Here is a 25,687-nt window from a genome sequence, read left to right on the forward strand (position 1 = left end):
ACCAAGTTTTTGAATGAAAGGGGAGGACTTGCCCGAGGGCCTGATCTAGCGTGACGCAGCAGGGAGACCTATCCAAGTCGCTCCGAGTTCAGCGGACCGTAATCCAAAGGGCTTTCCCTGAGACGAGATGCTTGCATGCTATCGCTCATATAGCCGGTAAGGTTCAGGAGACTCAAACCTTTGCACGCTCTTAAGGTGTGCCGAAGTTGGTATTTGTGGCAATGGATAGGGTGGGATCAGCCACAGATGCCAACTTCACTTTTGCAGACAGCAAGAAGCCCCATTGCTGGGGCGTGACCGGTGGGTAATGTTGCTCGGTAAGGGGCTGGCTACATATGCCGATCCCGCCATGTTGAATGGCTTGACGGTAGTCCCTCGGTCGCCATTACGGATTCACAAATTGCCTGGTTCAATGCGGCCTCTTCCTCTTCTGGATCGGCAGGGACACGAGCTAAAAACTTCCTTCGCTGCCCACATGCGTTGCGATGGATTCGGAGAGTCGAGGCCATCCGTGAACACTCGCAAGGCCTTGCGGCGCATGTAACTGTTGTACGCGGCATCGTCCAAGCTACGGGAGTAGATTTCGTTTTCTAGGCGGGCAAGGAAGATGGGGGCTTGCATCCATGCTGTGACTGTCTGGGGACTGGTGCCCGCAAACTCTGCTGCTGCCTGCGGCTTGAGTCATGCCTTCTACCAGCGCTATCACGGCTTTTATTTGGCTATTTGACAAGAGTTTTTGAGGAGTTGGCTTGGAATAGACAACGGCCATGGCTTCACCTTTGTTCTGGGGACTTCAACCTGTGGAATAGCGCTCGCCTGCCTTGGAATAGCACGGCTGTTTGTTAGGGTCTGTTGAGAATTACCGAGACTGAATCACAGCTGAAGCCAGATAGATCACCTCCTTGAAGCTGGCATCGGTCTTGTCACTGCGCATGGCAATGCGCTTGAACTCCTTGAGCTTGCCAAAGAAGTTTTCTATGAGGTGACGCCAGCGGTACATGTGCTCATCAATGAGGCCGGTGTCGATTGAATCTTTGCGAGATCACGATTGGCACGCCTTGCGCTTGCAATCGCTCTATCAGCCATTGAACATCAAACGCTTTGTCTGCCAGCAACGCCCAAACTTTAGGTTCCGGATCAGTTCTTCGACTCCTTGCTGTCATGCCGCTGGCCTGGCATCAGAGTGAACTTGACCAGATGGCCCAGCGCATCGCACAGGGCCTGTATCCTGGCGCTCACGCCCCCGCGCCAGTGGCCTATGGCCTGACTTTGAGTCCTGCGCCCTGGCCGTGACGGTGCACTTTCACGATCGTGGCATCGGCCATGGCGTATTGCATATCCGGCTGGCCGCTGACGGCATCAAAGAGTTTTTGCCAGATATCGGCCTTGACCCAGTCACGAAAGCGTTTGAAAACGGTGTTGCATTTGCCGAATTCTTCAGGCAAATCGCGCCAGGGGCTGCCCGTGCGCACGCTCCACGGCACGGCCTCTACAAACAAACGGTTGTCCGTGCCTCTTGGCCCCGCATCGCNGTCACGAAAGCGTTTGAAAACGGTGTTGCATTTGCCGAATTCTTCAGGCAAATCGCGCCAGGGGCTGCCTGTGCGCACGATCCACAGCACGGCCTCTACAAACAAACGGTTGTCCGTGCCTCTTGGCCCCGCATCTCCAGGCTTGCCCAGGCAGTGCGGGGCCATCAGTGCCCACTGCTTGTCGCTCAATACTCTTCTTTCCATGGCGGGATTGCAGCATAAGAGGGGATTCTCAACAGGTCCTAGAACAAAGGGCGCGAAGGCGGTTTTTCCGCCCTTCAGATTCGCTCCTTTTTTTAACGTCGCCTGGCCCGGCGCGCGCGGGATTCAAGTTCACAAGAAACGCAAGGCTTTGCTTGCAAAAACAGTCAATTCGACGAGAGTCGTTCTCTTTTGCTTCCGCCTTGCGCCATGAACCCCGCTCCTCTTTCTTTCCGTTCCATCTTTCGCTTTTCCTGCCTGGCGCTGGCCGCCGCCAGCCTGTGCGCGCCGCTGCATGCGCAGCAGGCCCATGATGAAGAGGAGGAAAGCGCCGACGAAGCCACGCTGCAAACCGTGGCCGTGACCAGCGCCCGCGCCCAGGGGCTGGCGCCGCAGACGGTGGAGGCGGGCACTTTTCGCGGCGCCAGCATCATGGAAGTGCCTTCCACGGTGAACGTCATCACGCGCGAGGCGCTGGAGCAGCAGGCCGTCGAGGGGCTGTATGAAGCCGTGCGCAACACCGCCGGCGTGACGCGCCAGCAAAACGCGGGCGACACGTATGACCAAATCGTGATTCGCGGCATGGAGGTGCAAAACCGCACCAATTACCGCCTCAACGGCGCCATGCCCATCATGAATTTCTCGCAAGTGCCGATGGAAGACAAAGAGCGCGTGGAAGTGCTCAAGGGCGCATCGGCCCTGTATTACGGCTTTACTTCGCCTGCCGGCGTGGTCAATTACGTGACCAAGCGCGCGGGCAAAGCGCCCGTGACTTCGCTGGGGCTGCGCGTGAATGAACACGGCAGCGCCGTCGCTTCAGTGGATGTGGGGCGCCGCTTTGGCGCGCAAGAGCAGTTTGGCCTGCGCGTGAATGCCGCTGGCGGCGTGCTCGGCTCGCATCTGGATGGTGTGCGCAAAGGCCGGCGCGCCTTCTTTTCTGCCGCCTTCGACTGGCGCGCCAGCAGCCGCCTGCTGCTCAAGGCCGACTTTGAATACGACAAGCGCCGCATCACCGAGCAGGCCGCCGTGGGGCTGCCCGCCGCCGTCAATGGCCGCATCACCCTGCCCCGCCCCGTGGACCCTTCGCGCCTGGTCGGCCCCGCCTGGGCTGATTTCGAGGCCACCACCATCAACGCGCTGCTGCGCGCCGACTACGCCCTCAATGACAACTGGGCGCTCACCGTGGAGGCAGGCCACTCGGAAATGGAGCGCGACCGGCGGCTGCCCATCTTCCGCTTTGCGCGGGCGGCTGACGTGGCCACGGGGCAAGGCTTCATCCGGGGCAACATGCAAAACCATCAGGTTGAATCCGACATGGGGCGCGCCGAGCTGTTCGGCAGCTTCAAAAGCGGCTTTGTGGAGCACGGCCTCACCCTGGGCCTGAGCCACACCCGCAAAGAGCAAGACCCCATTTACCAGCGCAACTACAACATTTCGTCGCAGAACCTGTATGCCCCCGTGCCCATCACGCGCGTCACTTACGGGCCTGTGCCCACAACGCCCACATCGGCGCTGCTGAAAACGCGCGACCAGGGCCTGTATGTGGTGGACCGCATGCAGTTCGGCCCCCAATGGCAGCTGATTGCGGGCCTGCGCCACTCGCGCTACCACAGCACGCAAGGCAAGCGCGTTTATGACGCGCGCAAAACCACGCCCATGCTGGCCGTTGTTTACAAGCTGCGCGAGGACCTGTCCTTCTACGCCTCCTACGCGCAAGGGCTGGAAGAAGGCGAAGCCGCCCCGGCGGGCACCGCCAACCAGAACGAGCGCCTGGCCCCCGGCGTGAGCAAGCAAAAGGAAATCGGCGCGCGCTGGCAGGCCCCCTGGGGCACGCTGTTGTCAGCGGCCGTGTTCGACATCGAGCGCCCCGGCTACTACACCAACGCCAGCAACGTTTACACCGCCGATGGCCGGCAGCTCTACACGGGCCTGGAGCTATCGGCCCAGGGGCAAATCACGCGCCAATTGGGCTGGCAGACCGCCTGGCAGTGGCTGAACCCGCGCTTTGCCGACATCAACGCCGCCTACAACGGCAAGCTGCCCGAAAACGCCTCGAAGAAAACCGCCAGCCTGTTTCTCACCTACGCCTTCAGCGGCGCCTTGCAGGGCCTGTCGCTCAACGCGGGCGCGTACTACACGGGCCGCCGCCCCATGGACGACCTGAACCAGGGCTGGCTGGGCGGCAACACGCTCTACACCCTGGGCGCGCGCTACCGCCACCAGATGGGCGGCAACGCCTACACCTGGCAGCTCAACGTGGACAACGCCGCCAACAAGCGCTACTGGGCCGCCGGCGGCAACCGCCTGAGCGCGGGCCTGCCGCGCACGGTGAAGCTGGCGCTGAAAGTGGATTTCTGAAAACCTGCCCGGAAACCCTTTCCGGCAAATTCGTCATGATTCATCGCGCGGCTTGAATGGCAATGGCATCAGCCGCGCTGATGATCGCAAATACCGTCAAATCCTGACTGCCTTTTCTGCTATTTCCGCAATTTCCCTGCCCGCTGACAGAAACAGGAGCTGATCCATGCCATACGATGATCTGAAAGAGAAATTCAACGACGTCAAGCGGCAGCACAATATCATGGCCCTGGTGGGCAACGGCTTCGACATCCAGGCATTATCCGATTTCGGAGCGCCCTCTGATACGCGGTACGAATCCTTCTTTCATTATCTGAAGTATCGCAGATTCAGCCCGGACAACCATATATTTCAGGAAATGGAGCTTCTCCTCTCGGAAGGGAAAACAAACTGGTGCGATGTCGAATTCGCCATCGAATCCCTGCTGACCTGCGGGGAAACCAGCCCCGAGAAACTGTCTGAAGACCTGGGAAAAATACAACGGGAATTCGCGAATTTTCTCAACCAGGTTGTCACCCCTGATATTCTCACGAACCTGGGCGAATCATCCATGAAGAATAAATGGGCCATCACAAGCCTCATGGAATTTCTGGGAGACATCAGAAACGCAACAGACTTCGGAAGAATACGCTTCCCGAGGCGGCTGGATCATTGCCATGCCATCAACTTTCAATTCATCAATTTCAACTTCACAACCCTTCTGGACGATTTCATCTACCTCGACCAGAAGCAATTTGATCCGCATCCTTATGAGCATTCCGACAGGAATGCGACTTTTTATGCCAATCCCCGTAAGCACGAGACATATTCCTATCGCCCAAAAGGGCACAGGGAAAACACCCATGATGCATGGTTTAAGATTTATCTTGCCTGCAATATCGTGCATCCGCATGGAATTCTGTACACGCCAAGGTCGCTTCTTTTCGGAATAGACGAAACGACAGGGCCTGCGGAACGGTTTTCCAAACCTTATTGGTCCCAGAATGAATTGCGATACAAGGATCTCTTCCCTGAAACCGATTTGTTCATCATTTTCGGGTGTTCGCTCGGGCATACGGACCGGTGGTGGTGGAAGTCCATTGCCGATGCCCTTTTGAAGGAAGCGGAAGATCAAGAAAAGCCCGAATTGCTTCTTTACTGGCGAAAAGGAAGCAAAGAGGCCCAATTGACCGCAGATGAGCTTCGATGGAGATTTGCAAAAGCAGCCGGCCTTGCCTTTGATCAGAAGGTGCAAAAAATGCTCGCAAGCCAAATACACGTTGTTTTGTATGATGATTCAATAAGAGATCGCGTCTGGCTGAATACGCGCGCATTTGAATTCAATCAAACAGCTCATTTTTACGCTACTGCCAAGCCAGATGACGCCGCGCAAAAAGCTGGCGCCGTGCCAAGCCCACGCGTTTTGCCGCCTCCACCTTTCTGGCCACCCAAGGCATCGTGAGTCAGGCTCACCAGAAAGGCGGAGCGCGCTCCAGACGAAAAGAAGCAGCGGCCAGCGGCCTCTCGGCACTGGATTTTCACGCTCTATTTCTGCTCCTTGTTTGATAGCAATAGGTCCTAGTCAAACGGGCGCAGAAGCCGATTTTTTACCCTCATATTCGCTCCTGTTTTAGATGCTCTTGAATCAGGCCGTCCTATCCACCTCTGCCTTCCATTGCTGCCCATGCGCCCTGCCCTTTGCTCTTTTCTGAAAAAGCGCCCTGCCCTGGCGCTGCTTTGCCTGCTGGCCGGCCCGGCCCTGGCGGCTGGCGCGGCAGGCAGCGCACCGCCCGCGCCATCGCAACCCGAAGCCAGCGACCGCCACGCCAGCGGCGCGGCGCTGATTGGCGGCGCTGAGCACGCGCGCGCCCTGATGGAAGCGGCCAACGCCGCCTTCATGCAGCAGCACCCGGGCGTGCGGCTGGCGTTTGACGGCAAGGGCACCAGCAGCGCCGTGCCGCTGCTGATGCATGGCCGCGTTCTGCTGGCCGTGATGGGGCGGGCCATGAACGACATCGAGCGCGTGCCCTGGCGCAAGACCGTGGGGGCAGAGCCGCTGGCCGTGCGCGTGGCGCATGCCGCCTTGCGCCCTGCCGGGGGCCTGGCCACCCATCTGGCCGTTTACGTGCATGCCGGCAATCCGCTGCCCGCATTGAGCGTGGAGCAGCTGGCGCGCATGCTGTCCACGGGCCACCCGCTGGGCGATTTTTCGCACTGGAGCCAGCTGGGGCTGACGGGGCCGCAGGGCCAGCAGCGCATTGCCGTTTGCGCCACGCCCGAATACACGGGCTTTGGCGACTGGCTGCAAAAGCACGTGCTGCAAGGCCGCCCGCTGGCCGCCTACACGCAGCAGCGCAGCAACAGCGCCGCGCTGCTGGAATGCGTGGCGCAAAACGCAGGCGGCGTGGCCGTGGCCGCGCTGGGCATGCAGCGCGAAGGCGTGCGCGCCGTGCCGCTGCTGGGTCTGACCAGCGGCCAGCCGCTGCAAGGCACGGCGCAAGAGGTGACCGCGCAAGACTGGCCGCTGGCGCGCCCCCTGCTGGTTTACGCGCGGCGGCTGCCCGGCCAGGCCGCCGATCCGCTGGCGCGCGACTATCTGCGCTTTCTGCTCTCGCCCCAGGGGCAGGCGCTGGTGGCGGCGCGCTCTGGTGGCTACCTGCCGCTCACGCCCGAGCAGGCGCAGGCCGAATTGCGCAAGCTGGACGAAGCCGCGCCCGCCGCCCCAAAGGGCGATTGATGCCGCGCCCGGCCACGCCCCTTCTGCTTTCGGATTTCGCGGATTCCGCGCTTTTCCCCAATCTCTCCGGTTCAACCCATGCCCGCCTGCCTACACCCTTTACGCCTGGCCTGCCCTCTTCTGGCTTGCTGCCTGCTGGCCGCTTGCGCCACTTCCACGCCCGTCAGCCCGCCACCGGCGGACAACGGCGCGCCCGCCTACGCGCCCCGGCCCGTCAGCGTGCCCGCGCAAGCCGGCTATGTGCTGCCCGACGGGCGCGTTCACATCATCGGCAACGACGGCATGCAGGCGCTGATTGACGCGCTCAACGCCGCCTTCAGCCGCCACCACCCGAACGTGCGCTTTGCCGCCACCTTGCAAGGCTCATCCACCGGCATGCCCGCACTGGCGGCAAACGCCACGCTGCTGGCGCCCATGACGCGCGACATGTGGCCCGGCGACCGCGCCGCCTGGCGGCAGTTGCAAAGATCACAAGGAGCGCAAGGCTCGCAAGAGCCGCTGGCCGTGCGCATCGGCTACAGCGGCTACGGCCCGCGCCCGCCGCACAAAACGCCGCCCGCCGTTTACGTCAACGCCAGCAACCCGCTGGCCGGGCTGGACATGGCGCAAGTGGCCCGCATCTTCACCGACGGCCAGCCCGGCGGCGACCTCAACACCTGGGGCCAGCTGGGCCTGACGCAGCCCGGCTGGGCCAGCCGCCGCATCCACGCCTACGGCCTGCGCGATGACGGCGGCTTTGCCACCGGCGTGCGCACGGCCCGCCTGGGCGGGCTGCCCTTTTCCGTCAAATACGAACCGCTGCCCTCGCGGCAAGACGTGATTCGCGCCGTCTCGCAAGACCCCTACGGCATCGGCCTGATCGGCTGGATGAACGCCAGCGCCGTGGCCGCCAACGTGCGGCCGCTGCCCCTGGCCGCCCAGCCCGGCCAGCCCTTTTACGGCCCCGATCTGCCATCCGTGCGCCAGGGGCGCTACCCGCTCTCGCACCACGTGCAGTTCTACGCGCGCCAGCCGCTGGACGAACTCGCGCGCCAATACCTGCTGTTCGCCCTCTCCAGCGAAGGCCAGGCCATCGTCGCCAGCCAGCAAGGCAGCCCCGAAGGCTACGTGCCCCTGAGCGCAGACGACCTGGCCGCCGAACGGCGCAAATTGCTGGCGGCGCCCTAAGAAGCTGTTTGTCTTCTGACTACAAGAATCTGCCGGCCTGAACAGCGCTTCAAGCCCCGCCACGCAGCCAGATCAACAAGGCCAGATGATCACGCTCCTTCGCTTCCGCATCAATCATTTTTCATAGCAAATAAATAGGGGTGAAAAAACAGCGCTTGCGCTCATTTCACTAGGACATAGCGCTATTAAACAAGGAGCAAATAAAGCCAGCAGGCGGCCTTTCTGCTCCCCGCAAAAGGCCTGCCTCGTCACTGAGCCTCTTCCAGCGCCTGCCGCTGCTTTTGCATCTCTTGCATGGCCTGCTCGTACTGCTGGCGCACCTGCTGCTGAATCTGCTGCGCCTGCTGCCGCGCGTTGCCCGCCGGCTGGCTGGCAGCGGGCGCGCCGGGCACAGCCACGGGCTGCGTCAGCATCTGGGCAGAGCGGCCTGCCAGTTTGGCCACGATGAACAAGGCAATAAGAAGGCCAATCAGGCCAAAGGCAATGCGCATGGAAGAAATCGCCGTGAAAAACCAAGCCTGAAACAACCTGCGCGATGCGCATGTCGTGTTTTTTGAACAGCCTTGAAAATTCTATTGTTGCCTGTTGTTGCGCAATGTATCATCATAAGAGCTGTTCGTAACAATTCGCCTTGCGCGCCGGGAGCATCCATGTTCGTCCGCCACTACCTGCTTTCTTTCAGCATGCCTGTCTTTTTGGGCAATGCTTGGCAAGACTCCCGATGGCTCACGTCGCAGATCAAGTCTCTTTTGCGGCAGTGGCGGCGCGTAGCCTGGGCGGCAAATCAGAAATGCACCCTTGACCCGGCTGCTGTGCACGCCATGCGCGAACAAGAAAGAAGGGCGGCTGCTAGGACATGCTTGGCTGGACAACGATGACACTCACGAGCGCAAAAAGCGCAAGCCCCGGTCTGGCGCTGCGCTTGGTAGCGCTCGTGCTGAAAGAAGGTGAAGGCAAGCGCGCCCTTTGGCTACGCAACTTTACCGCCGTGGCCGAATTTCTCGTCCACGAAATCCGCTCTGCCGATAACCAGGGCGGCAGCGGTAACGCGTCCAACCCAAAACGCACTGAAGGAGCCACCGCATGAGCGTCCCTGCCGATCTGCACTTTCTCTGCATTGAACCGCTAGATGTGCTGCTGCGTGGCAACCAGTCTTTTGGCGCCCTTGGTAGCTATGGCGACGCCGCCATGCCGCCTTGGCCCTCCGTGGTGGCTGGAACCATCCGCTCGTGCATGCTGGCCGACGCGAGCACAAACTTGGCCGCCTTCGCCCGTGGCAAGCAGCCGCACCCCGCGCTGGGCACTCCCGCGCAGCCCCGCCCCTTCACCCTGCGAGCGCTGCACGTGGCCAAGCTGCCGGATCAATCAAAAGCGCCGCAAAAGCGCACCGACCTGCTGATACCGCCGCTAGCCGACCTGGTGATCAACGAAGACAATGAAGAAGACAAGCAAAAGGGCAGGCAGGTTTCCCAAGTGCTGGCGCTCACGCCCACTGCCCTACCGTCCACGCTGGCTGGCTCCTGCCCACTACCACAAGCGTCCGTGCTGGCGCAGGGCACACGCAGCAAACCCGCCAGCGGCTGGTGGTTCACCCAGGCCTGCTGGCAAAAATATCTGTGCGGGCAAATGTCTGATCCGGCAGACTGCGAGCGCATCAGCAGCCTCAGACAGTTTGGCGATCGCGTGGGCGTGGATCTGTCGGCAGAAACCCACAGCGTCTCAGAAAGGCGGCTCTTCACCATCCGCGCCATTGCCATGCCAAAGGGCGTAGGGCTGGTAGCCGCCGTGTCTGGCGTATCTGTCACGCCTGACGCGCAGCCGCCCGAAAGCGGCCTGCTGCGCCTGGGCGGCGATGGCCACAGCCTGACTGGAGCGCTATCAGCAAGCAAAATCGCTGCCGCCTGGTGGTACTCACCGGCCTCGGTCTGTTCACGCAAGGCTGGCTGCCCAATAGCTTCACGCAGCAAAGCGGCGATATCTGGTGTTTTGACCTGCACAGCGTGCAAGGCCGTCTGGCAGCTGCCGCCGTGGCCCGCAATGAAACCATCTCCGAGCGGGACTTGGCCCGGTGGCAGCCCATACCCGCCCGGTGCGTGGCTCCCACGGGCAGCGTCTATTGGCTGGATGAGATCAAGGCCAGCCCCGACGCCCTACGCCAGTTGGCTGAACGTGGCCTGTTGAGCTCCCCTTGTGAAGACGAAGCCCGTCGCGCCGAAGGCTTTAATCGCGTGCAGATTGCCGCTTGGTCCGAATTCTTCCCCGTCGCGCACGGATGGATAAGCTGCCGCCCGTGCATTTCAAATCAAATTGGTAACTTTTCAGAAACCAGCCTTCCAATGCAAAACCAGAACAACTCATCGAAACCTGCTTTTCAAAGCAAGACCCTGCTTCTTGGGATTTTTATTCTGTCCGGATTTGCCGGATTGATTTACCAGTCCATCTGGTCGCAATATCTGGGCATTTTTCTGGGGCATGCCGCTTACGCGCAGGCGCTGGTGCTGGCCATTTTCATGGGCGGCATGGCCGCTGGCGCCATGTGGATTTCGCATGCAGGCGAGCGCTGGCGCAACCTGGTGCGCTGCTATGCGCTGACCGAAGGCGTGATTGGCCTGCTGGGACTGGCTTTCCACTTCATTTTCACGTCTGTCGCGAACTTCAGTTACGACGTGCTCATCCCGGCAGCGGGCACGGCCTGGCTGGCCGATGTAGTGCGCTGGCTGGTGGCGGCGGCGCTCATCATTCCGCAAACCGTTTTGCTGGGCATGACTTTTCCGCTGATGAGCGGCGGGCTGATTCGCCGCTTTCCGGGGCAGGACGGCAGCTTGCTAGGCGGACTGTATTTCACCAACAGCATCGGGGCGGCGGCCGGAGCGCTGACGGCTTCTTTCGTTCTATTGCCCGCTCTGGGGCTGCCAGGCACAGTGGCTGTGGCCGGCGCGCTGAACCTGGTGGTGGCCGCCTTGGCCTGGTGGCTGGCGCGCAAGCCAGAGCCTGCCGCGCCAGCACAAGCAGCACAGTTCAAAGCGCAAAGGCCGGAGCAGGAACCTGCACCGTCGCTGACAACAGCCGGATCTGCGACACCAGACGCCGCCATACCCGCCACCGGCAGCACTCTTTTGCGCGTAACGCTGTGGAGCACCGCTCTGTCCGGCGCGGCCTCGTTCGTATATGAAATCGTCTGGATCCGCATGCTGAGCATGGCCGTGGGCAGCACGCTGCATGCCTTCGAGCTGATGCTCACTTCGTTCATCGCGGGCATCGCCTTTGGCGGACTGTGGGTGCGCAAGCAGGCTGACCGCAGTGCGGACCCGCTGCGGCTGGCAGGATGGATGCAAATCGGCATGGGGCTGGCAGCGCTGCTGTCGCTGCTGGTGTATGGCAATGCGTTTGACTGGGTGAGCTGGATCATGGGCGCGCTGGACAGAACCGCCAGCGGCTACACGCTGTATTCACTGGGCACGGCAGCCATTGCCATTGCCATCATGCTGCCAGCGGCATTCTTCGCGGGCACCACCTTGCCGCTGTTCACCGTGACCTTGCTGCGCAGCGGTCACGGCGAGCGCGCCATCGGGCAGGTGTATGCGTGGAATACCGTGGGATCCATTGCGGGCGTTTTCGTGGCCATGCACTGCCTGATTCCCGTGTTGGGACTGAAGCTGGCGCTGGTAACGGCGGCCTTTGTGGACATGGGCATTGGTCTATTCCTGCTGCGCCGCGAAGCGCAAAACCGGCCCCAGCTCATGCGCACGGCATTTGCCGCTCTAGGCGTCTTGCTGGCCACCTCATTGAGCATGACCGTGGTGCAGTTCGATCCGCTGAAAATGGCCAGCGGCGTATTTCGTACCGGATCAACCGTTTTGGACGGTGACGCCCAGGTGATTTTCTACAAAGACGGCAAAACAGCCAGCATTTCCGTTGTGCAGCAAGGCGGATTCAATCGCTTGATTGCCACCAATGGCAAACCAGACGCAGCCATCGCCATACAAGGAGAACCGACACTCGATGAGCCCACCATGACGTTGGCGGCCGCTCTGCCTCTGGCCGCGCACGACAGCCCCAGCGACATAGGCGTGATCGGCTTTGGCTCTGGCATGACAACGCACACCTTCCTGGGTGACATGCGCGTTAAGCAGGTAGACACCATTGAAATTGAACCGGCCATGGTGGCAGGCGCGCGCGCCTTCGGCAGCAAAGTGGCACGCGCCTACACGGATCCGCGCTCAAACATCGTCATTGACGACGCCAAGGCCTATTTCTCAGGCCAGCAGGCGCGCTACGACATCATCATCTCCGAGCCATCCAACCCCTGGATCAGCGGCGTGGGTGCTCTCTTTTCAAGAGAGTTTTACGAATTCATTCCGCGCCATCTGAAACCGGACGGGCTGTTCGTGCAGTGGGTACAGCTGTATGAAATTGACGATGCGCTGGTAGCATCCATCATGAATGCCTTGACGCCTGCATTTTCTGATTACCAAGCATATATCAGCAATACGGCAGATTTAATTATTGTCGCCTCACCACAGGGACGGTTGCCTGAAATCAAGCCGCAGCGCATCCTGCAAGGACTGGTGGGCGAAGACATGAAAAGACTGGGCATCGCAAGCGCCGGGCAATTACAGTTACGCAAAATTGCTAATGCACAAACATTGCGTGCGCATGGCGCTCTGTTTGGAACACCTGCAAACTCCTATTACCACCCTCTTCTGAGTCTGCGAGCGCCTGTGACGCGATACATGAACAAAGTAGCATCTACGCTAACCAATCTGACATATCAATCAAATATGTCATCTGCCATGCTACTTAATGCGCTGAATATCCGGCAACCTTTGCCGGACGATATTGAAACATCCAACATTGATCATTTCCCTGGAGAAACCGATACACGCCAAGCGCGAATTTATGCCGATTTCCTGCGCACAAACAGCTTGCCTGGCCAACTGGAGCAATCGCCTCAAGCGCTGACTTCGGCTTACCTGCTGAAGCAAGCGGCGCAGCAGGTTTGCACGCAGCCTGACAGCACAACAGCACAAGCCCTGTTGGCCAGCAACTTGCGACAGGCAGCTGAACAAACACTGATGGCCCTGCCGCCATCACGCTTGCAGGGCGTGTTCATCAACCCGGCTTGGCTACCCTGTAAACCTACGCATGTTTCCGAGGATTTCGAACAAGTGTTAGCTCTAACCGGTGCGCTGGCCCAGCGCGACTGGGCAAAGGCAAGCGAGCTGGCTGAACGATGGTTGCGAAATCCGCAGGCCCAGGCCGTCTGGAAAAAGCCGTTTGATGACGTGGCATTGCTCGCCGTCATGCTGGATTTTGCACGCAACGAAAAATGGGCCGAAATGGCGGAAGCCGAGAAAAGACTAGGGGCAAATGTGGCAGGAACTCCTGCTTCTACCCAAATGCGTGTGCTGCTGCTGGCAATGGCCGATGTTGAAAGTGCGCGCATGAAGATTTCCAATCCATCGTGAAGATTCATTCTCTTTTTTAGTAATAACATCTACAAATGACGTCTGAAGCAACGAGAAAGGCAAACGTCATGAATCTTTCCAACATTTTCTGCTTTTTTATTTCCAGTTAAACAAGGAGCCATCGCCCATGTTTGAAAAACTGCTGCCGTTTTCCTCTACGCCGTCAGCCCCGTCCACATGGGCGCGGGCCAGGCCGTGGACATCATCGACAACCCCATCCAGCGCGAGCGCCACACCGATCACCCCTGCTTTGCCGGCAGCGGCATCAAGGGTGCGGTGCGCCACAGCTACGAAGCGCTGGGCGGCAAAAAAGAAGACATTGACCGCCTGCTGGGGCCAGACGCGCAAAGCAGCACGCTGCACGCTGGAGCCGTGAGCTTTGGCGATGCCCAGCTGGTAGCCCTGCCCGTGCGCAGCCTCAAGGGCGGCTACGTCTACGCCACCTGCCCGCAAGTGCTGGCGCGCGCGCAGCGGCTGCTGAATCTGGGCGCGGCTGTCGCCAACTGGCCCGCGCTGGAGGTTGAAGACGGCCACTGCCTGCTGACCAATACCAGTCTGCTTTCTGGCAGCAAGCTGCATCTGGAAGCCTTTGAATATGAATACATCGTCGAGGCATCCAAGCCGCTGGCCGCCATTACAGACGATCTGGCCTCAAAGGCTTTGCCTGACAAGCCAACCTTCCAGTTCTTCCGTGACAAGCTCAAAACAGACCTCGTCGTTCTTTCCGACACCGACTTTGGCTACTTCGCCAAACACGCCATGCTGGTTGAGCCGCACGTGCGCATTGATGAGCAAACCGGCACCGCCAAGGACGGCGGCCTGTTCTACACCGAGAACCTTCCGCCCGAATCGCTGCTGATTGCCCCGCTGCTGGCCAGCCAGACGCGCACCGGCAAGAAAGACAACGATCGAAGCGCTGAAGAAGTTTTCGACACGATTCATAAGCTGCTGAATGGCCGCCTGCTGCAAATCGGCGGCGACGCCACCACGGGGCGCGGCTTGGTCGTGGCGAAAGTCGTCGCCAAAGAAACCCAAGGCAAGGAGTAAAGCTATGGCGAACGCGAAAGAACAAAAGCTGCGCCCAGAAACGCTTGAGCAGCGGCGCGCACAAAACGCCTGGGATGTCTGCGCCGACTACACGGAAAAGCACGTCAATTTCGCCAAGGGCCTGCCCGCGCTCATCATGAACAGCGGTTTGATGCAGGTGCTGGCTTTCTGCCATGAAAAAGGCGGCGACTGCGAACGAGTGGCCGCCGATCTGCGCCAGTGGCTTGCCAGCCAGAAGATTGGCCCTTTGGCTGCCCCCTTTTTCCTTGAAGAAGCAAAAAAACTTGAACAAGCCAGGGACGAAAAAGAAAAGCGGCAAATCCAGCAACGGATTTTTGAGGCTTTCATGCAGGCCCTCATGCAGTCCAGCCCGCACGACTACCAGCGCATCAATGCCGAAGCCTTCGCCTGGCTGAAATGGCTGCGCCAGATGGCCGCCGCCCGCGTGCAATAAGGAGAAACGCCATGCCTGTTGCCGCCGTGCCCGCCTATCTGGGACGGAACTTCAAAAACGACTCGCCCGCCCTGCGCTTTGGCATGCTGCTGCCGCTGTGGGGCGTGAATCGCCGTACAAAAGAGCTGCTCTGGACCACAAGCGACATCAGCCATGAAGTCCGAGGGCCGCTGCGTCAAGAGCGTGAAATCAAACTAAACAACAAAGTGGATGCCCTTGCGCAAGCTGCCGCGCTCAATCCCGAAGACAAAGCGGCCATGAAGGCCTTGGCCGACCGCCAATCGCACCTGGCCAGCAACCTGCCCCACATGCTCAGTCTGGATGCCACGGCCATCGCGCCCTTCACCACGGGCCTGGGCAACGAGCACCCGCTGGAAAACGGCTCTGCCTTTCTCAACCCCTATGGCCTGCCCTATCTGGCGGGCAGCGGCGTCAAGGGCGTGCTGCGGCAAGCCGCGCGCGAGCTGGCATCGGGCCAATGGGGCAATGAACACGGCTGGAGCGCGGACAAACAGTTTGAAATCAGGGTAAATGGCAAAAGCCTGGCCATCAGCATGCTGGATGCCCTGTTCGGCCTGGAATCGCAAGACGGCGACACGCTGCACATGCGCGGCGCGCTCAGCTTCTGGGACGTCATTCCGCAAATGCCCGAGCACTGCAAAAGCCTGCACGTGGAAGTGATGACGCCGCACCAGAGCCACTACTACCAGCAGAAAAAAGACTCGAAAAGCGGCTCCAGCGCCACCCCGCACGACAGCGGCCAGCCCACGCCCATCAGTTTTCTCACCGTGCCGCCGGGCAGCGGCATGACGTTTCATGTGCAGTGCGACCTGCCCCGCCTGCAACGCTTGGCTCCCACGCTGGCCGAAGGCGATGCGTGGAAAAAGCTGCTGCAAGCCGCGTTTGAACACGCCTTTGAATGGCTGGGCTTTGGCGCCAAAACCGCCGTGGGCTATGGGGCCATGCAGCCAAATGCCCAAGCCACCCAGGACCGCAAAGAAAAGCAGCGCAAACAAAAGGAGCAAGCCGAACGCCAGGCACGGCAAGCCACGCTCAGCCCTGCCATGCGAACCGTGGAAGCCTTCGTGCAAGAGCTGCGCGCCAAGCACGAGCAATATCCCAATTACAAGGAAGCCCCAAACGGCGTGCTGCACGGCAAAGCGCGCGAGCTGGCTAAAACCGCGCACGAAAGCGCAGACTGGAGCGCCGAAGAAAAACGCGCCGCCGCCGAAGCCATTGAAACCTGGCTACCCAAACTGGTCAGGGTGGACATCAAGGACGAGCGCAAAAAACTCAAGCTCGGCGCGCTCAAGGGCCAGTGAGGGGCCGGCAAGCCGTGCCTGACCGGCCGCCTTTGCACTGCGCTGGCGCGCCGCCCGCACCTGCCCCGCCCGCTCATGCCTGTTGTCCGCGCACCCATGAATTTGCTCCTTTTCAAATAGCATACTGTCCTCGTGGATAAAGCGGGAACGCGGTATTTGCACCCCATGAATTTGCTCCTCTTTCAGGAGCATTTTCATGCCCGAATGCTGTTGTCCACGGGCCTTGCCGAACCGCCGCCATGCCCGCCCCTGCCGCCCCTGCCCGCCGTGCGGCTGCGCCTGACTGTGCGCGCGGACGGCCCGCTGCCGCTGCCGCCCTACGCCGGCTCCATGCTGCGCGGCGCGCTGGGCCATGCGCTCATGGACCTGGCTCCGCTGCCCCACGCCAGCGGCCAGGCATGCGCCTTGCGCGAAAGCTGCACCTACTGCCAGGTGTTCGCCCCCGTGCCGCAAACGGCGCACAGTCTGCAAAAGTTCAGCCAGATGCCCGCGCCCTACGTCATCGCGCCGCCCTTTCAGATGGACAGCGCACACACCGGCGCGAATGCAAATACAGGCGCGGATTCGGATACAGACGCTGGCGGCGCCTGCCTGACCTTGCGCAAGGGCGAAACCTTCTCCTTCGGCCTGGTGCTCATTGGCCGGGCGCTGCAACACCTGCCCACGCTCACCCTGGCCTTTGCGCGCGCCTGCCAGCGCGGGCTGGGGCCGCGCCACACGCCCTGCTCCCTGCTGTCCATCGAGCATGAACAGCCCGCTGGCAGCGCCGCCGCATCCTTCGGCGCCACTTTTGCCCCTGCCTGGCGGCCCGGCCAAGGCGCCCCGGCGCTGCCCGCCAGCGCCGCCACGCTGCCCGCGCCCGCCGCGCTGGCAGGCAGCGCCAGCCTGCAACTGCTCACCCCCTTGCGCCTGCAACTGAACAACCGCCCGGCCAAGGCGCATGAACTCACCGCCCGCGCCCTGCTCGTCACCCTGGCGCGCCGCTGCCAGCTGCTGATGGACACCCAGCTCGGCCCGGGCGCGCCGCAACTGGACTTTGCCGCCCTTGCCGCGCAGGCCGAAGCCATCCGGCTCGACGCCAGCGGCCTGCGCTGGTTCAACTGGGCGCGCTACTCCAGCCGCCAGCGGCAGGCCATGAACCTGGGCGGCCTGCTCGGCACGCTGCACCTGCACGGCCAGCAGCCCGATGGCCTGGCCCCCTTCGCCGGCCTGCTGCACCTGGGCCAGTGGCTGCACGCAGGCAAGGAAACCACCTTCGGCCTGGGCCGCTATGCGCTGACCGCACTGGCCGATGCAGCATCCGCGAAGCCACCCGCAGCCCCTGCCTTCGCTCTGCAATCGCCATAGCTGCCAACGCTTTGCGTGCGGCACTGCTGGACAGTGAGTGCGTCCAACGCTGCCGCGCCCCGCCTGAGTCTTGTTCTTTTTTACGCCCGCACCCAATCGCGAGCCGATGGGGCAAATCAGGCCGCCTGCGCCACGGTCTGCGTCGCAGGTTCAGGCGCAGCTTCCGCGCTGGCTGGCGTCTGGGGCAGTTCAGAGCCAGGTTCGGGTTCAAGCTCCACCGGGCTGGCAAGCAGGCGCACTTGCCTGAAAAACTCATCCAGCGTCATGCAAAAGCAGGTGCGGTCGTGGCGATGGATGCCGAAAACGATTGCGGAAGCCGCGCCGCACTCCCCCGGCTTTTTCATGGGCATGAGGATTTCAACGTAGTTGATGAAAGCGGGCAGGCCAACGCCGTTTTCCAGAAAAGCCGCCTTGCTGCCCCGCTGCGCCAGGGGCGTGGGCCAGTAGGGAGCGGAACCCAGGCACAAGCGGCCCTGGGCGTTTTGCTTGCCATAGACCACGCGATGAAAGTGGCTCTGAAGCTCACCTGCGCGCTCCATGTCTTCAATGACGTTGAGGGAAACGCCGTAGTCGTAGAAGCGCTCTTTTTCGGCTTCAAGAGCAGCCTTGTCTTTCCTGAATTCGATGAGCAGCCATTTGTACGCGCCCGAGTGCAGGGCGGGGCTGGTTTGCCGGGGCGGCTCATCGCCCGCCTGCAAGGTGATGACGCCCAGCGGCGCAAGGAAATTGACGCCCCACTTGCGGCAGGCTTGCTGGAGAAAGGCGTATTCGACGGTTTTTTCCCACCAGGCGAGGGCGGCGGCTGGGATGGCGGGCATGGCTGGCTCCTTGGGGGCAATGGGTTGAACAAAAGCGGGCACTTGTGTTTTCAGAAACCTGTTCAGAGTCTGGCTGCAAGGGGGCCGCAGACCGCCCGAATCCACACTTTTGTCTCCGTGGACGAACACTTTGAACAGGCTCTTACAGACAAGGCGCGAGGGAGCGATTATTCACGCAGCCCATCCGTCAGCCCGCATTCATCGCACCAGATCACAGTTTGCGCTGCGATGTGGCCGATCTGGCAGGCCTGAAGGTAGAGGGCCCGGCCTTCGCGCAAGGTGTGCGGGCCGTCACGCCCAGAAGGCGGCCGCCAGCGCGCCACGGACATCGCCAGTGAGAGCCTGTTCAAAGAATCTGGCCGCGAAGGCAAAAAAGCCAATCGGAATGGGCTGCAAGGCGCAAAGCAAATAAACCTCATGCGGGCCTTGAAAGCGCCCGGCCTTTCCATCAACACCACTGGCAGCAGCCGTGCGATCAGATGCGCCGCCAGTTTGGCGCAGGCGGAGCTATGGCAGCGACCAAGAATGGCGAGGCGGAAAAGCAGCAGGCACATCAAAAATCATCATCTATGGCGGAAAGGATTTCTGGATTCCCGGATTTTGATTTCTGTGTCCCTCAAAAGAACTCGAAAATGATCCTTGGCATCTTTTGCCCCCGGTGACAAATAGATTCCATCCAAATGTTCAACGACGGACCCATCGCATTCTACATATATGGTTTTCAACTTGTAGTCGGACTGAATTTTTTCGTCTTTCCAGCCGGTAATGTATATCATTCGACACTCCTGCTCTTCCTGATAGGCAGCATGTTTGACCAAATATTGCAATTTCAATAATCCAATCCGCATGAACTTATTGACAGATTCTTTCGCATTTGCGCCGTCCTCATAGATTTCATCAATCAGACATGTGAGCCTTCTCATCAAATCACGAATACCATTTTCCTTTCGCTCTATGATTTTGGAATAATTTTCCCATCGGGCTTCGGCCATTTCTCGGATTGAATCCAGATCTTTCGAATTCATACTGTTGGCGCATTCTTGATAGAAGGTCGCCTTATCGCGGCGCGCCAATGACAGATAGCCTGTCTCCGGGTCAATATATATACATCTGTACAGGTTGTATTTTATTGGTTTATCTGCATTTGCTTTGTCGCCCCTTTCGTTCATTGAAAACTCTGGCATTTTCGGAATCTCATTTGCTTCGTCATCTTCATCTTTCAACTTGTGATCTTGATCATCCACACGCACAGGATTATTAATATGCATGGCACGGTTGTCTCGACCAAAGAAATCGCTCAAAAAGACCAAGCTCACGCCTGACGCCTCCTGATTATTTTCCTTCCCATAAAGGCGGAATTGGTTCAAGCTATCGTGATTGAATGTAAAGCAACCAACAAACGTTGCATAAGGTTCATTGCCAACGAAGATATCTGAAGGCAGCTTGCAACATTTTCCCAAATATTGCCCCAGGACAACACCCTCCTTAGGGTCGTTCACATTGCCAACAGAACCAAGCCGAAATGCAGAAGGTGAACTCGTTTGTGAGTTGCCAATTAATTTAAAAGCAGTCTCGCAACGGCTATAGTGAGCAAATTTATGTTCATAACCATGGTATTCGGCAAACTTGAAATCTTCCAATTTGATATCCTCAGGTTCATCCTCCTTGAAATTCTCCAAGCTTGCATCAAGCGCATCATAATCAACAGAATTCATATTTTGCGCACAAAGCAATTTAGCTTCAATCTCATCTATGATTTTCAGAAAATCAATCGAATTCCATTTAATTCTCTCCACTTTTTTCGCCCTAACTTCTTCCAAAAGCCTAACCAGCTCAAAAAAACATTTCGAGTCATGGTAAGAAGCGCTCTCTTGTTTTTTAAATAAATTCATGGCCTCTGTAAAATTATTCTTTATTAAATACATCTTACCTATTGCCAACTGATTTTCATGCTGAAGAAAATCCTCGCCCTCATTCAATTGGGGCATAATATTCATTATATACTTAAGTAAACCGTTTGCTTCCCGCTTTAATAACTTATCTCTCCAAATTTCTCTTTCTAACAAAATATCCACAAAACGATATTGAACAACGTTACAAAGATGTGAACTGTCCTTCAAGATATTAGGAATACCATCAAAGCACTTAATTGCCTCTTTGTACAATCCACCGCATTTACATAATTTCGCGACAATTAATTTTAAATAGATACTAGCATTACTTGCAGCAACTTCCTGCAATTCCCTTAATATCGGAACAGCCTTATCCTTTTGATTAGCCCGGAGGTACAAGCGACCTAGTTTTATTCTAGAGTCATAATACAGTACATCCTCTTTATTCGAAACACTCTCAAGGGCTTTGATGGCCTGCATTCCCAATCCCTTTTGCAAGCACAACGTTCCGAGTCGGTTTCTAGCCATATCAAAACGGTGTCGGGTCCTATCTAGAACTCGTAGGAATAATTCCACCGCTTCTTTTTCCTGATTTAATCCAATATGTGCTTCAGCCAATTTAATTTGTACCGAATCATAAAACTCGCAATTATGCTCCTCAAAGAGGCGGAATATATTAACTGCGTCTCCCGTTCTTCCAGCCAATAAATAAAAGCAACCCAAATTAAATCGAATCTCTTCCACTTCTTCTTTGGATATACCGGAACAGTGATTTTCAAGAATCCACTCCGAAGCCTTTATTACTTCAATCCACTGCCCGCTTCTAACATATATATCAATCAAATAACGCTGCGCCCGAAGATATTGCACATTATCGCGTTGAGTTATGCGCTCAAACTCATTTTTCGCTTCTTCGAATTTTTTCTCCTTCATCAAATCAATTCCCCGCTGAAGGATTTCATCCGCACTAATTTCTCCCATCGTCATTCTCCAATTCAATGATCAGACAGAATTGAGATATTACCTTGCATTTCACGCAACCCATCAGAATTTCTTTGTGATTCCCAACTGCCGAGAAATACTTGGCAGTTGCTTCACTGCGGTAGTGCGCACCTGGCTGCCACGAAGAAAGCCCTGTGTTCGTCTTTGCGGCGAGCAGTGCAGTTTTTCAAATCCAAATTGCCCGTGTGTTCTTGCCGGCATGCAGGCGCTGGGCATGGGCAGAAAACGCAGGAGCAGTGGCGGCGGACGGTTCAGCTGCCCATGCAGCGGCAGGCTTGCGGGTGGGCATAAGGGATAGCCCTGAAAAGAGTGGGTGGCGCTATGCAAATCATAGCTGCCCGCGCTGATTCCACTAGGGCTTGCGGCCGGTTTGCTTCCAAGGCACAAGCCCGTGCAAGGCAGTGGCTGGGCGCGCGCATGCCTTCGCTGAACGGCTGGACAAAGCCTCTGCACAGAAGGGAAAACCCTATTGTTTTCAAGGCCGGAAAACAGGCTGTCTCTCCTACACTCAAAACACCGTTCGGACGCATTCAACGATTGGCTTGACCAGCCTGCCGGAAGGCGCTCCCGGTTTCCCTTTTTATTTGTTTAACTATCACGAGGCACCCGGATATGACTACCCAGGCGTTTACCCCCGAAGCAACCCAGGCCCGCATTCAGCACGAAGGCTTGCGCAGCAAGATCATGACGGCCGAGCAGGCGGCGGAGCTGATCCAGCCAGGCTTCAATGTGGGCATGAGCGGCTTTACCGGCTCAGGCTATCCCAAGGCGGTGCCCCTGGCGCTGGCCGCGCGCATGGAGGCGGCGCACGCGGCGGGCAAGCCGTTTCGCGTGGGCCTGTGGACGGGCGCTTCCACCGCGCCCGAGCTGGACGGCGCGCTGGCCAAGGCCGAAGGCATCAGCATGCGGCTGCCCTATCAGTCTGACCCCACGGTGCGTAACCAGATCAACGCGGGGGGCATGTTCTATTCAGACATGCACCTGTCGCACGTGGCGCCCATGGCCTGGGCCGGCTTTTTTGGCCGCCTGAACGTGGCCGTGATTGAAGTGGCAGGCATCCTGCCCGATGGTCGCCTGATTCCCACCACCTCTGTCGGCAACAACAAAACCTGGCTGGACATTGCCGACCACGTGATTCTGGAAGTGAACCACTGGCAGAGCACGGGCCTGGAAGGCATGCACGACATCTACTACGGCACGCGCCTGCCCCCGCACCGCCAGCCCATCATGCTGACCGCGCCGCATGACCGCATTGGCGAGCCGTACCTGCACTGCGATCCGGAAAAAATCATCGCCATCGTGCAGACCGACGCGCACGACCGCAATTCGCCTTTCTCGCCGCCCGACGAAAACTCGCGCCTCATTGCGCAGCACATGATCGACTTCTTCCAGCACGAAGTGAAGGCAGGCCGCCTGCCCGCCAACTTGCTGCCGCTGCAATCGGGCGTGGGCAACATCGCCAATGCCGTGCTGGCGGGCCTGAACGAAAGCCCCTTCAACAACATGACCGCCTACACCGAGGTGCTGCAAGACGGCATGCTGGAGATGATCAAGTCCGGCAAGCTCACCTTCGCCTCGGCCACGGCGCTGTCGCTCAGCCCGGAGGCCACGCAGTACTTCACCACGCACCTGGACGAATTCCGTGGCCGCGTTCTGCTGCGCCCGCAAGAAATCAGCAACCACCCGGAGCTGATCCGCCGCATGGGCATGCTCGCCATGAACGCCATGATCGAAGCCGACATTTACGGCAACGTGAACAGCACGCACCTCATGGGCAGCACCGTCATGAACGGCATTGGCGGCTCGGGCGACTTCGCCCGCAACGCCTACATCTCCTTCTTCATGTCGCCTTCCACGGCCAAGGGCGGCGCCATCTCGTGCATCGTGCCCATGGTCTCGCACACCGACCACACCGAGCACGACGTGCAAGTCATCGTCACCGAGCAGGGCCTGGCCGATCTGCGCGGCCTGGCGCCCGTGCCGCGCGCGCGCCGCGTGATTGAAAAATGCGCCCACCCCGACTACCGCGACGCGCTCACCGACTACCTGGACCGCGCCCTGGCTGGCGGCGCGCCCGGCAAACACACGCCGCACCTGCTGCAAGAGTCGCTCTCGTGGCACCAGCGCTTTGTGCAAACGGGCGACATGCGCAAAAAAGGCTGAAGCGCCACGCGAAACACGGCGGCCAGCGCACCATCCGCCCGCTGGCCGCTTTCGCTCCTTTTCCAATAGCATGATCTCCCCGTAAACAAAGCGACAAGACGCTTTTCAAGCGCCCTGAATTTGCTCCTCTTTTTTGACCGAAAACCGCCTTTGGGCGGTTTTTCCGTATCCGCCCTGCCCTGCCATGAACACCCAACCCGAGCGCCAATACATCCGCGTCCTCACCATCGCCGGCTCTGACAGCGGCGGCGGCGCGGGCATCCAGGCCGATCTCAAAACCTTCGCCGCGCTGGGCTGCTACGGCATGAGCGCGCTCACGGCGCTGACGGCGCAAAACACTTGCGGCGTCACGGCCATCCACGCCGCGCCCACGGCCATCCTCACCGCGCAAATTGATGCCGTAGTCAGCGACATCGGCGCGCACGCCACCAAAGTCGGCATGCTGCACTCCGTGGAAACCGTGCAGGCCGTGGCCGCCGCCATCCGCCAGCACGCGCTGGCGCACGTGGTGCTCGATCCCGTCATGGTCTCCAACGCCGGCTCGCCGCTGATTGAGCCGCCCGCCGTGGCGGCCCTGGTGCGCGAGCTGTTCCCGCTGGCCGAAGTCATCACCCCCAACCTGGACGAAGCCGCCATGCTGCTGGGCCGCCCCGTGACGGACGCGCCCGCCGACGTGCCCGCCATGCACGCGGCAGGCCAGGCCCTGCTGGCCCTGGGCGCTAAGGCCGTGCTGCTCAAAGGCGGGCATCTGGGCGCAAACGAAGCCGTGCACGACCTGCTTTTCACCGCCAGCGGCCAGCCGCCCCTGCTCATCAGCCACCCGCGCGTTGCCACGCGCAACCTGCACGGCGCGGGCTGCACCCTGTCATCGGCCATCGCGGCCTTTCTGGCCCAGGGCCAGCCGCTGGCAGAAGCCGTGCAGGCCGGCTGCGATTTCGTGCACCAGGCCATTGCCGCTGGCGCAGCCGTGCGCACAGGGCACGGCAATGGCCCGCTGAACCACGGCGCCGCGCCGCTGCCCATGCGCACGCTGGCGCTTTAAAAGACCGTCCTAAAAAATCATTCCAAAAGCCTGGTCATGCGCCAAATACAAGTCATCTTGCTCATTTCAGCAAAATGTTTGGCCAGCACCAGCCACTGCATATCGCTCATGTCATTGGGTACATGAGGGAATTTGGCTATTCAGCCTGATTTGGGGATCGTTTTTTGGTGCAATGAGCGCGAGAGCCATTTTTTGCCGCCTGAATTTGCTTCTGTTTTTGAGGTTTCAGACAGGCGGCCCCAGCCGGGGGCCTGATCGGCCAGGTCAAGAACAGGTTCTGAAAGCGCGGCCTTGCTCCTTGGCCGCGCGGGCCGCCCGTCTTTACTTCTTGAGCGCCGCCACGGCGGCTTCGGCGGTGAGCAGCTGGAAGGTGAAGACTTCTTCCAGATACAGGCGCACGGCGCTTTCGGTGTGGCTGAGGTAGCCGATGGAGACATCGCGCGCCAGGTGCAGGGAGAAGTCGCCCCCGCGCGTGGAAACCAGATAGGCGCCTTCGATGGCGGGCGCCCACACGATGTTGTCCATGCCGCCCACCAGGCGCTGGATGTGGTTGAGCACAGGGTAGCCCTGCTCGTTGGCTTCTTGCAAGGCGGTGTAGGTGTCGGCGCCGAGCACGGCGGTGTAGGGGCCGTCCACGCCCGCGAGCTTGAGCTGCTTGAGTGCGGCAGCGGTGGCGTCGGGGAACTGGGCGGCTTGCGCGGGCAGCGCGAGCACGGGGTTGGAGCTGCCTTCGCTTATGCCGGTGATGCCCGCTGCCTTGTAGCCCAGGAAGATGGCGCGGTCTTCGGCGTAGGCCAGTTGTTCGGCGGCGTCTTTGGCGGGCTGCCAGTCGGAGTCTTGCGAGCCGCGCTCCACGTCGTCGATGGCTTCGCGCGAGAGTTCAAAGGGCACGCGCAGCTCGATCATGGGCATGACCTGGCGCTGGCGGGCAATGACGCCTTCTTGCGGCGATTTGAGCGCGGCCAGGTGGCCGGTGCCCACGGCCGGGCACTGCGCGCCGGATTCGGGCTGGATGACATCCACCACGCGGCGGCCCGCCAGGTTGCGGCGGAAGGTGCGGGCGACTTCTTCTTCAATCTGCGCCCAGGCGGCGCTGGAGATGGGGGCGAGTTCGCGGTGAAGGTTGTTCATGGCATGGGTTCCTTTGGGTGGAGTGAA

17 protein-coding genes and 4 pseudogenes are annotated in these 25,687 nt (G+C 59.6%); 13 read left to right on the forward strand and 8 right to left on the reverse strand.

Going from position 1 to position 25,687, the window contains the following annotated elements:
* Window positions 1-859: 859 nt before the first annotated feature.
* From C1720_RS12635 to C1720_RS14085, 3 genes and pseudogenes are all read right to left on the reverse strand, one after another.
* Window positions 860-1,000, reverse strand: coding sequence for a transposase (locus C1720_RS12635; RefSeq protein ID WP_146006794.1), 141 nt, complete (start codon window positions 998-1,000; stop codon window positions 860-862).
* Between the two features lie 256 nt (window positions 1,001-1,256).
* Window positions 1,257-1,514 (reverse strand): annotated as a pseudogene (locus tag C1720_RS14080) (transposase); the annotation flags it as partial.
* 24 nt (window positions 1,515-1,538) lie between these two features.
* Window positions 1,539-1,736: pseudogene (locus C1720_RS14085) on the reverse strand (transposase); the annotation flags it as partial.
* 207 nt (window positions 1,737-1,943) lie between these two features.
* Here C1720_RS14085 and C1720_RS00740 point away from each other — a divergent pair.
* The 4 genes from C1720_RS00740 (at window position 1,944) to C1720_RS00755 (ending at window position 7,974) form a co-directional block, all read left to right on the forward strand.
* On the forward strand, window positions 1,944-4,091 hold the full coding sequence (locus tag C1720_RS00740; protein ID WP_102282887.1) for a TonB-dependent siderophore receptor: 2,148 nt from the start codon (window positions 1,944-1,946) through the stop codon (window positions 4,089-4,091).
* Window positions 4,092-4,257: 166 nt separating this feature from the next.
* Window positions 4,258-5,532 carry an AbiH family protein gene (locus tag C1720_RS00745; protein WP_102282888.1) on the forward strand — a complete coding sequence of 425 codons (1,275 nt, stop codon included), beginning with the start codon at window positions 4,258-4,260 and terminating at the stop codon, window positions 5,530-5,532.
* Between the two features lie 222 nt (window positions 5,533-5,754).
* On the forward strand, window positions 5,755-6,807 hold the full coding sequence (locus C1720_RS00750) for a PstS family phosphate ABC transporter substrate-binding protein (protein ID WP_146006795.1): 1,053 nt from the start codon (window positions 5,755-5,757) through the stop codon (window positions 6,805-6,807).
* Between the two features lie 78 nt (window positions 6,808-6,885).
* Complete coding sequence (locus C1720_RS00755; RefSeq protein ID WP_102282889.1) at window positions 6,886-7,974, forward strand: PstS family phosphate ABC transporter substrate-binding protein; 1,089 nt, start codon at window positions 6,886-6,888, stop codon at window positions 7,972-7,974.
* A 248-nt stretch (window positions 7,975-8,222) separates the two neighbouring features.
* On the opposite strand, the gene C1720_RS00760 is transcribed toward C1720_RS00755, so the two are convergent.
* Complete coding sequence (locus C1720_RS00760) at window positions 8,223-8,465, reverse strand: hypothetical protein (protein WP_102282890.1); 243 nt, start codon at window positions 8,463-8,465, stop codon at window positions 8,223-8,225.
* Between the two features lie 365 nt (window positions 8,466-8,830).
* Between C1720_RS00760 and C1720_RS12640 the strand changes: the two genes are divergently transcribed.
* From C1720_RS12640 to cas6, 7 genes and pseudogenes are all read left to right on the forward strand, one after another.
* Entirely contained in the window at window positions 8,831-9,061 is a 231-nt protein-coding gene (locus C1720_RS12640; RefSeq protein ID WP_146006796.1) for a hypothetical protein, read from the forward strand.
* A pseudogene (locus C1720_RS14525) lies at window positions 9,058-11,747 on the forward strand (fused MFS/spermidine synthase); the annotation flags it as partial. The gene C1720_RS12640 and the pseudogene C1720_RS14525, both read left to right, overlap by 4 nt.
* Before the next feature lie 240 nt (window positions 11,748-11,987).
* A complete protein-coding gene (locus C1720_RS14530; RefSeq protein WP_233199985.1) occupies window positions 11,988-13,442 on the forward strand; it encodes a spermine/spermidine synthase domain-containing protein in 1,455 nt (484 codons plus the stop codon).
* 156 nt (window positions 13,443-13,598) lie between these two features.
* Window positions 13,599-14,489 (forward strand): annotated as a pseudogene (gene cmr4 / locus C1720_RS00775) (type III-B CRISPR module RAMP protein Cmr4); the annotation flags it as partial.
* Window positions 14,490-14,493: 4 nt separating this feature from the next.
* Complete coding sequence (gene cmr5 / locus C1720_RS00780) at window positions 14,494-14,943, forward strand: type III-B CRISPR module-associated protein Cmr5 (protein WP_102282894.1); 450 nt, start codon at window positions 14,494-14,496, stop codon at window positions 14,941-14,943.
* 11 nt (window positions 14,944-14,954) lie between these two features.
* A complete protein-coding gene (gene cmr6 / locus C1720_RS00785; protein ID WP_158241600.1) occupies window positions 14,955-16,265 on the forward strand; it encodes a type III-B CRISPR module RAMP protein Cmr6 in 1,311 nt (436 codons plus the stop codon).
* 204 nt (window positions 16,266-16,469) lie between these two features.
* Entirely contained in the window at window positions 16,470-17,612 is a 1,143-nt protein-coding gene (gene cas6, locus C1720_RS00790; RefSeq protein WP_158241601.1) for a CRISPR system precrRNA processing endoribonuclease RAMP protein Cas6, read from the forward strand.
* A gap of 116 nt (window positions 17,613-17,728) precedes the next feature.
* On the opposite strand, the gene C1720_RS00795 is transcribed toward cas6, so the two are convergent.
* The 3 genes from C1720_RS00795 to C1720_RS12645 all read right to left on the reverse strand — a co-directional run bounded on the left by C1720_RS00795 (window position 17,729) and on the right by C1720_RS12645 (window position 21,309).
* Complete coding sequence (locus tag C1720_RS00795) at window positions 17,729-18,430, reverse strand: hypothetical protein (protein WP_102282897.1); 702 nt, start codon at window positions 18,428-18,430, stop codon at window positions 17,729-17,731.
* Window positions 18,431-18,597: 167 nt separating this feature from the next.
* Window positions 18,598-18,984: a hypothetical protein gene (locus C1720_RS00800; protein WP_102282898.1), complete on the reverse strand. Its 387-nt coding sequence runs from the start codon at window positions 18,982-18,984 to the stop codon at window positions 18,598-18,600.
* Window positions 18,985-18,993: 9 nt separating this feature from the next.
* Entirely contained in the window at window positions 18,994-21,309 is a 2,316-nt protein-coding gene (locus C1720_RS12645; RefSeq protein WP_146006797.1) for a tetratricopeptide repeat protein, read from the reverse strand.
* 627 nt (window positions 21,310-21,936) lie between these two features.
* Between C1720_RS12645 and scpC the strand changes: the two genes are divergently transcribed.
* Together scpC and thiD are read left to right on the forward strand one after the other, a co-directional pair.
* Window positions 21,937-23,487 carry a succinyl-CoA:acetate CoA-transferase ScpC gene (scpC, locus tag C1720_RS00810; protein ID WP_102282900.1) on the forward strand — a complete coding sequence of 517 codons (1,551 nt, stop codon included), beginning with the start codon at window positions 21,937-21,939 and terminating at the stop codon, window positions 23,485-23,487.
* A gap of 184 nt (window positions 23,488-23,671) precedes the next feature.
* Window positions 23,672-24,529, forward strand: coding sequence for a bifunctional hydroxymethylpyrimidine kinase/phosphomethylpyrimidine kinase (gene thiD / locus C1720_RS00815; protein WP_102282901.1), 858 nt, complete (start codon window positions 23,672-23,674; stop codon window positions 24,527-24,529).
* Window positions 24,530-24,850: 321 nt separating this feature from the next.
* On the opposite strand, the gene C1720_RS00820 is transcribed toward thiD, so the two are convergent.
* Window positions 24,851-25,660, reverse strand: coding sequence for a family 1 encapsulin nanocompartment shell protein (locus tag C1720_RS00820; RefSeq protein ID WP_102282902.1), 810 nt, complete (start codon window positions 25,658-25,660; stop codon window positions 24,851-24,853).
* Between the last annotated feature and the right edge of the window lie 27 nt (window positions 25,661-25,687).

The organism is Ottowia massiliensis, from assembly GCF_900240305.1.
GTDB lineage: Bacteria > Pseudomonadota > Gammaproteobacteria > Burkholderiales > Burkholderiaceae_C > Ottowia > Ottowia massiliensis.